Here is a 12,646-nt window from a genome sequence, read left to right on the forward strand (position 1 = left end):
TGGTTTTATCGAGAAGGCAGACCCTAAATTTGTCGAGGAAACTAGAAATAATTTAGCAGAAGCAGAAAAGCAGGCAGAAATTTTACGCGATCGGCTGAATAACTTAAAGTCTAATTAGGCAAATATGGTTGGGTTTAGTTATTAGCTAACCCAACCGTTAAAGTTATTAAAAACAAAAGGGTAAATTTTGCTGGCAACAGATATTTATTATTCTGTTCTTAAACAAGTGGATATTCTATAAACTGAATAAATTGCTTCCCTAAGTTTGTTGTATTGCTTTTTTGTAAGTTATTTTTTACATCTGATATAATTGAGTCAATATTTTCAGTATGCTTGATAGTTCTAAAATTGTTTTCATAGTTACGACGAGCTTGAAAATGATTTAATTCTGATATTATTGACTCTATTTCATTAGCTTCTTGTTTTAATATTTCTTTTGCATCATCAAATTGATTGTCAAAATAAATAGTTGGAGGTTCTTCTTCAAACGTTTTATATACTTCTCTCAATTTTATCAATCCCTTATTGGTCAATTCGAGTAATATTTGATTGTAAAAAATACGATTTTCCTCTAAATCTGGCAAATCAGCTTCTTCTAAAAAATCATGTAGTCTTTGACTAGAAGGTTCTTTAATTAAATGCTCATAAAAAGGTGCTGCAAGTGAAGCTATTGAAAGTAAACCAAATGAAGGAATAGCACTAACTATTGCTTTACCAGCATTATAAATTTTATCCTTACTATTTCCTTACTTTAATAAGTCTAATTTTTGTTGTAATTCGGAATTATCATTTGTATTGCTCATTAAAGATTTCCTCGTATAACTAATCATATAGGACTTACGGAAAGACCCTATATATAGAGTTAAAAACTAAATCGTTATAGTTTTTTCCGCTATATGTATTACCTCTGCGTAAGTCCTATCATAGTTAAATATTATAGCAAGGTTTATCTAATGGAGTGGGAATAGAAGAGAGCGATCGCCTGCATCAGTTAAAGTATAATTAAGCATATTTGGTTGGGTTTATTTATTAGCTAACCCAACCATTAATTTATTGTCTAGCAACAAATTTTTCTATTTGGCAGTAATTCAGGAATTTTGATTATTGTGTTAGGAATGCAGGCATCAGAAGTTAGACTTTATACATTTGATGGAGTAGAAATTGATTTAATCTATAACATTTCGATCGTAGTTAGTATATTTAATCATCTCATTAACAGACTCTTGAGAAATTTTTAGATAAACGCTTGGATTATTCAGACGACAACGTTGAATAGGAATACCTAAAGAAATAGCTGCTGCTATAAATGCACCATTACAAACATATCTACGAAAACATCCTTCTACCATATGTTTATAGCTATAGCTTCCTTGGTTAGTATTAAAAGTTTCAATTTTATCTACTTTACTTAGCCATTCTCGACAAAGTGAAAATTGTTTAAGTATTTCATCAGAAAGCATTTTTTCTGGTTTAATTGTTATTTTATAACCTGTAGGTATAAAATATAATCCATTATCTGTTAGTTTAGGTTGAACTTCTAAAAGTTTTTCCATTTCTCTTTTTAACAATTCTAAGTTAACAGATTCTTTCTTCATAAAATACTCCCAAAATATTTTACTATTAGCTTTGTCGTTTGGGTTTCGCTGTCGCTTAATCCGATCAATAATTATTATAACATAATATAACAATTAAATGGAAAAATACAGAAACCTAAAACATAATGACAAGACAACCCCATGAGCAATTTGACAAACAATTCCTCAAAGAATTACCGAAAAATTAAGGTATAAAGTCTCTCCATTCATGGAGAAAAAAGCGGTTGTTTGCGGAGCATGACCTTAGGATGGGATGGCGAGGTCTCCGTTCCCTCCGGGACGCTACGCGTTTTGCTCCGCAACATGTAAAGCGAAGCTTTGCACTAGCAAACGCCATATCCAATCAACCAAGAGAAGAAAAAAATTCCTTTTAGCGAATCGTCTTAGGGAATCGTATTCTTTATAAGAAGAGGTAATTATTAATTATTGAATTTCATCTTTGTGGTCAAGTTTAAATTAGTAAAGAAGTAACTGAAGAAGTTATAGCGTGTCTTAAGTTACTGAGGTACAGTTGTTTTTCTTCTTTTATATTCCCTATTCCCTACTCCCTACTCCCTACTCCCTAAAACCAACAAATTTTGTACCTCACCAGTATGGGAACTACTATAGATAGACAGATAGATATTTATTTTTCCCCTGCTTGAAAACCTCCTACTTCTAGTTTCCATCTAGGAGTATTGAGTCAAATGTTATTGAGTAATTGTTTAATTGAATCATTTAGAAATAAACCTAGCTTAAATGAAGTTCGTGGTTGTCTACTGAAGTTATTTTCACTTCAGAGTGAATTGCTACGAGAAGCCAAAATAAATCAAGAATCTATTAATGAAAAAAATTTACCTTTTTTATGGATATTAGCGTAAGCATTCAGCAGTCAGCTATTAGCTATCAGCTTTATTACTTTTAAAGTAATTGAGAGATTTCAAACAATTAAAACTTACTGTAAAAGTCCATTAGTCAACTTTAATAGTCTATCGAACTACATATAGTCATTCCAGTTAAGATTGAGACAAGGTTTTCTTGCCTTGAAAGAGTTTCAGGTAAAAAAGTGCTCCAGTCTTATTCAGAATGACTATAGTTTATTAAAAAGCTGAGAGCTGACCGCTAATAGCTGAATGCTTACATATTAGCTAGTTCTGCATCTGAGAAATTAATCAAGAATTTTGGTTTTCAGCTAGACCCAGAAAACCCAGTGACAGGAGTTTATATTTCTACAGCAGGATTAAAAACAAATCTAATTGCAATTAATCAATTACCAGTAATATAGGAAAGGGAAAAATTCAAAAATCAGCTATATTAGAATTAGTTGATTTATCACCAGAAAACCCGTTGAGAAATCTGGCACTAGAACAGGTTTCAATATGGAAGACTAATTTAGAAATTAAACAAAATTTAACATCAGAGGAGAGAGAATTAATTATGAATTTATCACCAGCTTATCTGAAATGGCGTGAAGATGTAAGGCAGGAAGGACGACAAGAAGGGCGTCAGGAAGAACGAAAGATTATACTGGAAAGCTTGTTCAAAACTCGATTTAGTCAACTTGACCAAGAGTTATTAGAAGTTATCGAAATTTTCTTAAACTTTTCTGCCGATAAATATGCTCAGATATTAATTAAATTAGTTAATTTATCACGGGAGGAAATCTTAGATTTCATTAAAAATGAATCGTCAAAACAGAACAATTGAACCAGAAAACTTAGCCTAACTTAATTCTGCCTTTTTATTTCTTCCTTTTTACTCGATTGCCCTTAATATTAATCATCATGCAAAATACAGAGAAAACTGCCTCTTCAATTTTACAAAATTCTGTAGCTCCCAAAGCTAACGCAATAGATGGTAACCATGAAGCACTAAAAACAGCTTTAATGAGTCTAGGAAAATCTGGTTTATTAGCACTACAAATTCCGCGAAAGTGGGGTGGTTTAGAATTAAGCCAACAAGAATTTTTTAATTATCAATTACTTGTAGCAAAATCTTCTGGTGCATTAGCTTTTCTCCAAACCCAACATCAGAGTGCAGCAGCAATGTTAGCATCAAGTGAAAATTATCAATTACAACAACAATATTTACCTCATTTGAGTCATGGAAAAATATTATTAGGAGTTGGTTTTTCCCAACTTAGACGCTCTGGGGAACCGCTTGTCAAAGCTTTTCCTACTAAAGGTGGATATTATATAGAAGGAACGGTACCTTGGATAACTGGATGGAATATATTTCAGGAATTTATTATCGCAGCAAAATTATCTGATGGCAGAGCAATTTTTGGTGTACTTCCTTTTGAGGAAACTACTACATTAAATGGCAGTATTAGTTTCTCCGAAATTATGCCTTTGTGCGCTATGAATTCAACTAATACTGTTAGTGCTACAGTAAAAAATTGGTTTTTACCTGATGAGCGAGTAGTTTCTCTTCAATCTGCAAATTGGATTCATGATAATGACAAACAAAAAATTTTGCGCTTTACTCCCTTTGCGTTGGGATGTGCCTTTGCAGGTATAGATATTATGATAGAAGTATCAAAAAATAAATCTCTTGATTTTATTACAGATGCAATTTATTCTCTAAAAGCTGAGGTGAATGAATGTCAAAATGCAATAGAGGAAGCTAATAAAAATCCTGATACTGATTTTGCCAAAAAACTCCACCTCAGAGCAACATCTATTAACCTTGCCCAACGTTGTGCTGCTGCTGCTGTTACTGTTTCTAGTGGCGCTGCTAATCACAAAAATCATGGAGCGCAACGGGTTTACCGGGAGTCTCTAGTCTACACAGTTTTTGCTCAGACTACAGCTATTATGGAAGCTACTCTCAAAATCTTAAGTTGTGGGGTATAATTGAAAGTTCTAAGTTGTAATACCCCTGCACAGAAGTCATCCATTCAAAAGTAAAAAATCAAAACTAAATTTTGATTAACTCAAAAGTTTAACTAATATCATTGCGGGTAAGCATTCAGCGGTCAGCGGTCAGCGGTCAGCTATCAGTTTCATTGTCTTTAAAGAAGGAAAAAGCAATTGAGAGATTTCAAAGAATTAAAAGTATTGTTCATTAATTGGATAATAAACATCTCCAGAAAAGAGGGAACACTTAACTGGGAATAGAGAGGAGGAATTGATAATTTCTGGATAATAATTGAGTTTACTTTTGATTTTTGGAGATGTCTAAACAAAAGAGGGAACACTTAACAGGGAACACTTAACTGGGAATAGAGAGGAGGAATTGATAATTTCTGGATAATAATTGAGTTTACTTTTGATTTTTGGAGATGTCTAATGGATAATTACAAGAAGGTTAAAACCGCAACGGAATTGAATATAAGGAAATATTCTAGCACTTTTCTCAAGGGAAGATTGGATATGGCGTTTAGCGCTCCGCGTTAACACGCGTTGTACGGAGCGACTTGAATTGCGGAGCGGCTCTGAAAGAGCAGGAAAACTCGCCATCCCATCCTGACGGAATGCTCCGCTTTCCGACCGCTCTGTTGGTCGATTGGATATGGCGTTTCGCTTCGCGACTTGAATTGCGTTTCGCTTCGCGACTTGAATTGCGTTTCGCTTCGCGACTTGAATTGCGTTAGCGAAGCTCCTCTGCAAGAGGCAGCTCCTCTGCAAGAGGCAGTTTCTCTGCAAGAGGCAGCTCCTCTGAAAGAGCGGGAAACCTCGCCATCCCATCCTGACGGAATGCTCCGCTTTCCGACCGCTCTGTTGGTCGATTGGAGGCTAGCGAGGAAACCTCGCCATCCCATCCTGACGGAATGCTCCGCTTTCCGACCGCTTTTTTTCCTTTAAAGGAGAGGCTTTATACCTTTATTTTTCGGTAAAAGCTCATCATTAAGCGTAGTGGACTGTTTCATCTAAAATAGTGCGTTACGACGGATTGCTGAATCCTTTTCATAGTCTTAATTTAAGCCGTCTAACACACCCTACAATTTTGCACAAAATTAGCTGTGTTAATCCGGTAGGATTTTTAGGAGGAGTTTAAATCCCCTTCTAAAATGCGCGAAAAATAATCTTGCTGAGTGCTGAGTGCTGAGTGCTAACCGCTTTTTTAAGGAGAATTATATTAGTAATTGAAATTTACTTCTTACTATTTCAGATGAATTGTGATCTAGATCATTATTTATTCAACAAAAGTATCACTAGCAAAGCTCAATATTATCACTAATTCTACCTGAATAAGTCACTTATTAAATACATCATCACACCATACAATAATATTATGTTCCAAATTAGAGAAGTAGGAAAAAATCATGGCTCTTTTAATTCGTCCTTCAAGTGACTTTAACAAAAAAAATAGTTCTCTACTACAGAAAAAGTTACAAAAAACTCTAGCTACTAGCTCAGAACATTGCTGTGTAGTAGACCTCGCTAGTCTAAATTATATTAATAATTATGGATTAATGACTTTATTCGCATTGCGTCGTATAGCCAGGAAGAATGATTGTAACCTTTATCTAATGAATTTGAATGATTCAGTTAAATATTGTCTAGAATTAACTGGACTAGACGGAATATTTGAAGTTAAGCAGAAGGTAGGGAAACCAATCTAAATTCTGGCAGCTTATGCCGTTAAGCTTTAGAGGAGTATATAGTCAGAATATGGAGTTAAATTTCTTTCTGTAAAAAGTTACTATAATCTTTGGAAATCAGCAGGAATGAGTTGGAAAAAAAACCAAAAAAATAATCCCAAACGAGATAGTCAACTCGTGAAAAATCAACATCAAGAAACTTGTAATTTATGAGAAGAACGTCGAGAAGAGATAGAAATTGGAAAACTGGCTGTATATTTGATTGATGAATATCATTTGCTGTAGGATGATATTTGTGGATATGTCTGGGGACTCACACCAGAAAAATTGCGCTTAAAAATTGTGTAATATCATCTCGGCTTAATTGGTGATCGAAAAACTTTCTCCTCATAATATAGAGTCACTTTTTTTAAACGACTCAAAAGGATTTTTAAGTATGATATTAGTCAGATTGTTATTACTCTTGTAACTCAACTCGGATAATATTTAATATCTGGATTATAAATGGCTACAAATTCAGTTACAAAAATTTTTGATTTTGATTAATTATTCAAATATGTCAAACCCCTATAATAACGGAAATACCTTTGATTAATCAACTTGACTCATAGCAGATTTCTATAGGCACAAAGTGTTTGTCTTCTTTTTCTACTACTTTTAATATTACAAGTTGACTTGGGGAATCTGAATTATAAGAATCAGTCTGCTTCTCAGGAACTCTAATGGGATTAAAAATTAACGACAAGTATACGACAATTGAGAATAGCTCTTTCAGCAGCAATTATCAATCTTAAATTATCTTTTTCTTCTATCGAATCATCTCTTTTTGATAAGAGCAAATATTCTTTTGATTGGTTTAAAAAAAAACCGGTAGTTTTGACGAAATCTTCTAGTATTATTTCCTGTATAGGAGTTACTTTTTCTTTCTTACAACATGGAATATTTATTGATTCTATTAATTCAATAGCCCTATCAATCAATGCTAAATTTTTGAATTTTTCTATTCGATAGATTAAGATAATTCTTTTTAATAAGTATTCGAGAGAAGACATTTGCTTGTTGAAACAATTACCAAATATATTTGAATGAGCGGTCTTGATTTTTAGAGAATTCATTTTTGATTTTTTTACAAAAATATAACTACCACAATTTGCTTGCTTACAATAGTAAAGCAAACTACTCCAATAATGCAATAGCTAATCAGTATCTTTACTGAATCTTCATATAGTTAATCAATGTCAATATATTAGCTGTTAAAATACTTCTAAATTTTAGATATAGCGCTACGCATTAAGGCTCTTGACATTTCGCGCATCCTGAAACCCTTTAACAGTTTACTATTCCCTCCATACCTATTCCCTATTCCCGATTCAAGTAGCGCTATAAATGATGATAAATACGGTTGTAACGATCATAAATACAGTTGTAAAACACTGTATAAAATTACTGAACTGGTACACCTAAAAATGTAGGTTAAGTTGAACTGTAGCGTTAGTGCAGCTTATCTGAACGATGTTGATACATACTATTAAATTTATTAGTATCTTTAGGGCTCGCTATGACTAAATCATGCAAATTATTTAAGGTATTTTTGAACTGTTTAACACCCCACTCATTTAACTCATTTTCAATATCCACATATAATTCTTCTACCGGATGACCAAAATGAGGTTCTGCCTCCTTTACTTCTGTGGCTACAATTAACTCTTTCCCTACTAATAAATGCCCTTTCATTAATCTCAAGTTAGTCATATACTCAATATCTTTACTTTCATTGGTAAAAACACCGAATTATTACCGAATAATTAATAATTAATAATTATTAATTAAATAATTCACCCTTTAAACTCTCCCCTTTCAAGGGGAAAAAGCGGTCGGAAAGCGAAGCATTCCGTCAGGATGGGATGGCGAGGTTTCCTCGCTAGCCTCCAATCGACCAACAGAGCGGTCGGAAAGCGAAGCATTCCGTCAGGATGGGATGGCGAGGTTTCCCGCTCTTCCAGAGGAGCTTCACTAACGCAATTCAAGTCGCTCCGCGAAACGCCAGATCCAATCGACCAAGAGAAAAGTGCTCTTGAATTTCCTTATATTCAATTCCTGTACGGTTTTAACCAGAAGTAATTATCTATTATCCATTATCCATTATCCATTAATGAATCACAGTTTCCTGAATATTAGAATTAAGAACTATCGCTAATACAGTAGCAATAAATCCCACAAAAAAATAACGTAAAACAGAGTTAATCTGATTGAGTAGTTTTCATGTATAAATAAAGATGGGATAGGTCGATCGCCTATCCCATCTTTGAATTTATTAGTAGATTAAGAGTTGTTTAGTGTGATAACACAAGCCAAAATTAAGTTTCTTAAAACTGATACCTAATTTTTAGAAACCGTTACGACCCCAAACTACCATCGAAATAGAGAACCCAAACAGAACTAAAAGGGAAACCCAACCTAATGACAAAATATCCATAACTGCTTTCAAAAAAAAAGGAAAAATTTACTCCAAATCCTATAATATTTTATTTATGGCATTTTGACTATGAGAGAATCAAATAGAACAAAATATTAATCGACATAAAATTCAGCTTATATGGTTAACTCTTCATCAAATTTTACCTTCGCAGAAAGAATTGAATCTCTCAAAGCAGGAACTATTGCTGGTATCTCACTATTTTTGACTTTAGGCGCGATCGCCCTTGGTAATAGCTTGATTTTGGGCCATAGTTGGGAATCATTGGCAAACTTAGAAATTATAACTCTAGACTGGAATATTTTATTTCAGGGCGCGATCGCTTTTATTAGTGGATTTCTATTTGGTGTAACTTACCGTTATATTATTCGTCAGGATAGAAACCCTCATCTTAAATCTGGGGCAGTGGTGGCTTTTGGTTCTGTCAGAGGTTTAGGACAAATTGATGTGGGATTAAATTCTGAGGCCACACTTATTGATTTATGGCCTCTAATGGTATTAGGTATGGAAAGTGTATTGGCCTTTGCTGTGGTTGGCCTTGTTTTAGACTTGGGTATTAGTCAAAAGTGGATTAAGCCTTTTGCTTCTTCCCCTAATCAAGATTAATATATAGTATTCAGCATTGAACATTTCCGTGCCGAAATGCTTCGCAAATAGCTTTAGTCAAAACTTTATAGGTAATAGCTTTGAAGTTTTCTAGTTGTCATCAGCTATGCTTCGACTGCTATACCTCTGGCAAAACTAATATCAAATACCTTAATATTTGCTACCAAAGATTGATAGGGAGATTCGTGTATTTGCACAATTTTTTATATTTGATATAATTTCTGAATTGTGAAAATTGGATAGTTTTCTGTCAAAAATCAAAAAATATATCCAAAAATATTTTCTATTTTTATTACAGTTGAGATTTATATTTTTTAGATTGTTAATCCTGACTCGTCTTTCCAGGAATCAAAATGAAGCAATCCGAATGCTCTTTTTTGGAATCCTAAATAATCTGTAATTTCTCAGTAGATATTCACATTTTTTAGGCGGATTGCTATGACAAATATTAGATATTTCCTCTAGGTCAGATTAATCAACTATAGTCACGCAACATTTTTTTGATTTCCATGTTATGTAACTCTTCTTGACCAATCATTGTCCGAGCATATTCTTCTAAATATATACTTGCGTTTTCTACAGTTTCTAAGAATTTTTTATATAGTTCTAAAGCTTTGGCTTCATGGTTAAGACTCTCCTGTAAAAGAGCTGCTACTGAATGTTGATTTGTTTCTTCAATCGGAGCTACTTTTAATGTTGGATGACCTTCTAAACCTGTTAATATTTCTCCTGCTTGTTGAGCATGAAGTAAAGATTCATTAGCTTGAGCTTGAAAAAATTGTACAATTGGTATGCGATTAGGTCCTGTCACCATTAAGGAATAATGAGTATAGCGCACGACACCTGCTAGTTCAAATTCCATAATAGAGTTTAATAACTCTACAGATTTTTGATTGTCAAGTTCTCTCATTTTAACGTTTTAAGTTTACATTTCTCTGTTTAATTGTAACTGCCTAGTTATCTAAATCTGTTTATGCAACATTAATTTAATTTTTCCTTGATTTAACCTTTATTTAAGAAAAGCAAATATTAACTTTTTCTATAGATAATCTAAATGCAAAAATACTTTTTTCTCAACCCCTACTAAATGCTAGTGATATTAGTAGGGGAAAATTGCACAAGGAAAAAACCTTTTTTTAAATTAATTGTTGTTTGATTCTTGACTGGGTTGTGCCACAGTTATATCATTCTTAACAAAGTCTAATTGTTGAGGACTAATAACTTCTTTTACTGCTAATTCATTAATGTCTTTGTAAGGACGATTTTTTTTAATTTTTTCTGGTAAATCAGGGATATTTAACTTGATTGCTAATTTTTTTAAGTCTGAGTCTGAAGCATCATTTATATCTATTTTGATTGTAGTGCCAGGAGCAGGAGATAAGGCTGGATTTGAAGTGCCAGGACTAGTGTTAGGATCTGTCGTCTGAGTAGTTGTATTTGCACAGGAACTCATGGCAATTAAACTAGCAACAATGGTAGATAAGGATAGAAAACGAAAGTGATTCATCATATTGGTTGAGTAAGTTTTTTGGCTAATACTAAGACAATAATTGCATATTGTAATGGGTCTCAAAAATATTGACAATTTTTTACATATTAGTTTTTTTTATTTCATCTCAAGCAAGACAATAATTTTACCATCCTAGTTTCTAACAATAATATTGATTATAATGTTTCTCAGTCTTTGTGAGGTACACTTATCTAGTTTATTCCTATTCCCTATTCCCTGTTGCCTTCTGGAGCTGTTGCCTAAAACCTAGATTTTTTTACCTCACCAGTATAGGAATTGCTATAACCCATATTCCTCACTTTGAATAGCACAAAAAATTAAGTTTTTAGGATACAGGGTAAAGAGATTTAGAGCATTTTATGTTCAAATAATTATATTACCCACCAGAATAATTTCCCTCTCAATACTCAGTTTTTTTCCTCTTTTTCCTACTACCCACCCTCAGTATATAATTTAAGTTATTAAGCCAAAAGAATGAAAATGAAGATCGCAAAACACATTTTAATTTTATTCACCCTACTGCTTGGAATGCCTGCTGTTTTACTAAGCAGTTGTCAAAGCCAGACGACTCAAACTAATACCAATTCAACTCAGATAAATGACAAAACTCCAGGCACTCTTAAGCTCCGTGCCAATGGAGAAGACTTTGTGAGAAAAGGCTTTGTTGCTAAAGATGGATGGAACATAACATTTGACCGACTTTATGTCAATCTAGCGGAAGTCACTGCTTACCAAACAGACCCACCCTACAAAGCTGAAACAGGAGAGAAACCAGAAGCAACAGAAAAAGTCATTTTTACTGAAACTAATACAGTAGATTTGGCAGAGGGAGATAAAACCGCAGAAACTATTTTGGTCAGTGAAATATCCGCACCTCCTGGTCACTACAATGCTCTCTCTTGGAAAATGCCTAAAGCAACTGATGGCCCAGCAAAAGGTTACTCTTTATTAATGAGTGGCACAGGTACTAAAGATGGTCAGAGCATACCCTTTATTGTCAAAATTGACCAGGAACTAGAATTTACCTGTGGAGATTTTGTTGGGGATGAGCGTAAAGGCATTCTCCAAGCTGGAGATATTGCAGAATTAGAAGCTACTTTCCACTTTGACCATCTCTTTGGTGATAATAGCGCTGCCCCAGATGAGGAAATTAATACAGGAGCATTAGGTTTTTCTCCTCTCGCAGCGATCGCCACAGCAGGAAAGGTTGAGGCGGATATGGCTACATTAAAAGATCGACTTTCCCCTACTGACTACCAGAAATTTATGGCAATTTTACCCAATTTGGGTCATGTGGGCGAAGGTCATTGCCATAGTTTGAAGTCAAAAGTTAAAAATTAAAAGTTAAAAGGCAGTTAATAATTAATAATTAACAACTAATAATTAATTATTACCTCTTCTTATAACTGATAGGATTGGCGCTCAAGGAATTTTTTTTCTTCTCAAGGGGAGATTGGATATGGCGCACTTCGGAGGGGCTCTGCACGTGAGGGAAACCTCGCCATCCCATCTCCGAAGATCGACCGCTTTTTCTCCATGAATGGAGAGGCTTTATACCTGAATTTTTCGGTAAATTAATAATTTTTGTCTTCTAATTTATCTGAACTTTCATATTCTATTTTGGTTGGTAATTAATTTAACTATTGCGTCATAGTTTTTAGATTTTAGATAAAGTCACCTGGTGGCGATAGTGCGTAGCACCGCTACGGGTTTCATGTCGCCCAGGGAAACGCTCTATTGCAACTTGATAATTAATTCAACTATTGCACAATAGTTTTTAGATTTTAGATAAAGTCCCCTGGTGGCGATAGTGCGTAGCACCGCTACGGGTTTCATGTCGCCCAGGGAAACGCTCTATTGCAACTTGAGAATTAATTTAACTATTGCGTCATAGTTTTTAGATTTTAGATAAAGTCCCCTGGTGGCGATCGCCT

The 12,646-nt window shown here is 34.0% G+C and carries 14 protein-coding genes; 7 read left to right on the forward strand and 7 right to left on the reverse strand.

All coding sequences use genetic code 11. From position 1 onward, the window contains the following. The first annotated feature begins 7 nt into the window (after positions 1 to 7). The gene (locus F6K22_RS42045; protein WP_363273537.1) at positions 8 to 118 is read left to right on the forward strand and encodes a hypothetical protein; all 111 of its coding nucleotides are present in this window, start codon (positions 8 to 10) and stop codon (positions 116 to 118) included. A 100-nt stretch (positions 119 to 218) separates the two neighbouring features. On the opposite strand, the gene F6K22_RS13995 is transcribed toward F6K22_RS42045, so the two are convergent. Both F6K22_RS13995 and F6K22_RS14000 read right to left on the reverse strand, forming a co-directional pair. Continuing rightward, positions 219 to 584, reverse strand: a complete 366-nt coding sequence (locus tag F6K22_RS13995) for a hypothetical protein (protein ID WP_293098555.1) — start codon at positions 582 to 584, stop codon at positions 219 to 221. Positions 585 to 1,166: 582 nt separating this feature from the next. Further along, entirely contained in the window at positions 1,167 to 1,595 is a 429-nt protein-coding gene (locus tag F6K22_RS14000; protein ID WP_293098557.1) for a hypothetical protein, read from the reverse strand. 686 nt (positions 1,596 to 2,281) lie between these two features. Between F6K22_RS14000 and F6K22_RS14005 the strand changes: the two genes are divergently transcribed. From F6K22_RS14005 to F6K22_RS14020, 4 genes are all read left to right on the forward strand, one after another. Then, positions 2,282 to 2,455 carry a hypothetical protein gene (locus F6K22_RS14005; protein ID WP_293098560.1) on the forward strand — a complete coding sequence of 58 codons (174 nt, stop codon included), beginning with the start codon at positions 2,282 to 2,284 and terminating at the stop codon, positions 2,453 to 2,455. A gap of 556 nt (positions 2,456 to 3,011) precedes the next feature. Continuing rightward, on the forward strand, positions 3,012 to 3,281 hold the full coding sequence (locus tag F6K22_RS14010; RefSeq protein ID WP_293098562.1) for a hypothetical protein: 270 nt from the start codon (positions 3,012 to 3,014) through the stop codon (positions 3,279 to 3,281). A gap of 77 nt (positions 3,282 to 3,358) precedes the next feature. Then, on the forward strand, positions 3,359 to 4,429 hold the full coding sequence (locus F6K22_RS14015) for an acyl-CoA dehydrogenase family protein (RefSeq protein ID WP_293098565.1): 1,071 nt from the start codon (positions 3,359 to 3,361) through the stop codon (positions 4,427 to 4,429). A 1,412-nt stretch (positions 4,430 to 5,841) separates the two neighbouring features. Beyond that, complete coding sequence (locus F6K22_RS14020) at positions 5,842 to 6,141, forward strand: STAS domain-containing protein (RefSeq protein ID WP_293098567.1); 300 nt, start codon at positions 5,842 to 5,844, stop codon at positions 6,139 to 6,141. 707 nt (positions 6,142 to 6,848) lie between these two features. Here the strand turns inward: F6K22_RS14020 and F6K22_RS14025 are convergent. The 3 genes from F6K22_RS14025 to petN form a co-directional block, all read right to left on the reverse strand. Next, positions 6,849 to 7,172, reverse strand: coding sequence for a hypothetical protein (locus F6K22_RS14025; RefSeq protein ID WP_293098569.1), 324 nt, complete (start codon positions 7,170 to 7,172; stop codon positions 6,849 to 6,851). 439 nt (positions 7,173 to 7,611) lie between these two features. After that, on the reverse strand, positions 7,612 to 7,872 hold the full coding sequence (locus tag F6K22_RS14030) for a hypothetical protein (RefSeq protein ID WP_293098572.1): 261 nt from the start codon (positions 7,870 to 7,872) through the stop codon (positions 7,612 to 7,614). Between the two features lie 634 nt (positions 7,873 to 8,506). After that, positions 8,507 to 8,596 carry a cytochrome b6-f complex subunit PetN gene (gene petN / locus F6K22_RS14035; protein WP_293098586.1) on the reverse strand — a complete coding sequence of 30 codons (90 nt, stop codon included), beginning with the start codon at positions 8,594 to 8,596 and terminating at the stop codon, positions 8,507 to 8,509. A 120-nt stretch (positions 8,597 to 8,716) separates the two neighbouring features. Here petN and F6K22_RS14040 point away from each other — a divergent pair, with 120 nt between their 5' ends. Then, entirely contained in the window at positions 8,717 to 9,202 is a 486-nt protein-coding gene (locus F6K22_RS14040; protein ID WP_293098575.1) for a hypothetical protein, read from the forward strand. Positions 9,203 to 9,677: 475 nt separating this feature from the next. Here the strand turns inward: F6K22_RS14040 and F6K22_RS14045 are convergent, their stop codons facing one another. Both F6K22_RS14045 and F6K22_RS14050 read right to left on the reverse strand, forming a co-directional pair. Further along, positions 9,678 to 10,112 carry a ferritin-like domain-containing protein gene (locus F6K22_RS14045; protein WP_293098577.1) on the reverse strand — a complete coding sequence of 145 codons (435 nt, stop codon included), beginning with the start codon at positions 10,110 to 10,112 and terminating at the stop codon, positions 9,678 to 9,680. A gap of 231 nt (positions 10,113 to 10,343) precedes the next feature. After that, complete coding sequence (locus F6K22_RS14050) at positions 10,344 to 10,712, reverse strand: helix-hairpin-helix domain-containing protein (protein ID WP_293098580.1); 369 nt, start codon at positions 10,710 to 10,712, stop codon at positions 10,344 to 10,346. A gap of 474 nt (positions 10,713 to 11,186) precedes the next feature. On the opposite strand from F6K22_RS14050, the gene F6K22_RS14055 reads away from it, so the two are divergent. Further along, entirely contained in the window at positions 11,187 to 12,053 is an 867-nt protein-coding gene (locus F6K22_RS14055; RefSeq protein ID WP_293098583.1) for a DUF4382 domain-containing protein, read from the forward strand. The last annotated feature ends 593 nt before the right edge of the window (positions 12,054 to 12,646 follow it).

The sequence above is a fragment of the Okeania sp. SIO2F4 genome (assembly GCF_010672385.1).
Lineage (GTDB): Bacteria > Cyanobacteriota > Cyanobacteriia > Cyanobacteriales > Microcoleaceae > Trichodesmium.

Coding starts and splice junctions, on each gene's coding strand:
- F6K22_RS14015 (WP_293098565.1), top strand. CDS start 3,359: ATGCAAAATACAGAGAAAACTGCCTCTTCAATTTTACAAAATTCTGTA.
- petN (WP_293098586.1), bottom strand. CDS start 8,596: ATGGATATTTTGTCATTAGGTTGGGTTTCCCTTTTAGTTCTGTTTGGG.
- F6K22_RS14020 (WP_293098567.1), top strand. CDS start 5,842: ATGGCTCTTTTAATTCGTCCTTCAAGTGACTTTAACAAAAAAAATAGT.
- F6K22_RS14025 (WP_293098569.1), bottom strand. CDS start 7,172: ATGTCTTCTCTCGAATACTTATTAAAAAGAATTATCTTAATCTATCGA.
- F6K22_RS14005 (WP_293098560.1), top strand. CDS start 2,282: ATGTTATTGAGTAATTGTTTAATTGAATCATTTAGAAATAAACCTAGC.
- F6K22_RS14050 (WP_293098580.1), bottom strand. CDS start 10,712: ATGATGAATCACTTTCGTTTTCTATCCTTATCTACCATTGTTGCTAGT.
- F6K22_RS14030 (WP_293098572.1), bottom strand. CDS start 7,872: ATGACTAACTTGAGATTAATGAAAGGGCATTTATTAGTAGGGAAAGAG.
- F6K22_RS14045 (WP_293098577.1), bottom strand. CDS start 10,112: ATGAGAGAACTTGACAATCAAAAATCTGTAGAGTTATTAAACTCTATT.
- F6K22_RS14055 (WP_293098583.1), top strand. CDS start 11,187: ATGAAAATGAAGATCGCAAAACACATTTTAATTTTATTCACCCTACTG.
- F6K22_RS14010 (WP_293098562.1), top strand. CDS start 3,012: ATGAATTTATCACCAGCTTATCTGAAATGGCGTGAAGATGTAAGGCAG.
- F6K22_RS14000 (WP_293098557.1), bottom strand. CDS start 1,595: ATGAAGAAAGAATCTGTTAACTTAGAATTGTTAAAAAGAGAAATGGAA.
- F6K22_RS14040 (WP_293098575.1), top strand. CDS start 8,717: ATGGTTAACTCTTCATCAAATTTTACCTTCGCAGAAAGAATTGAATCT.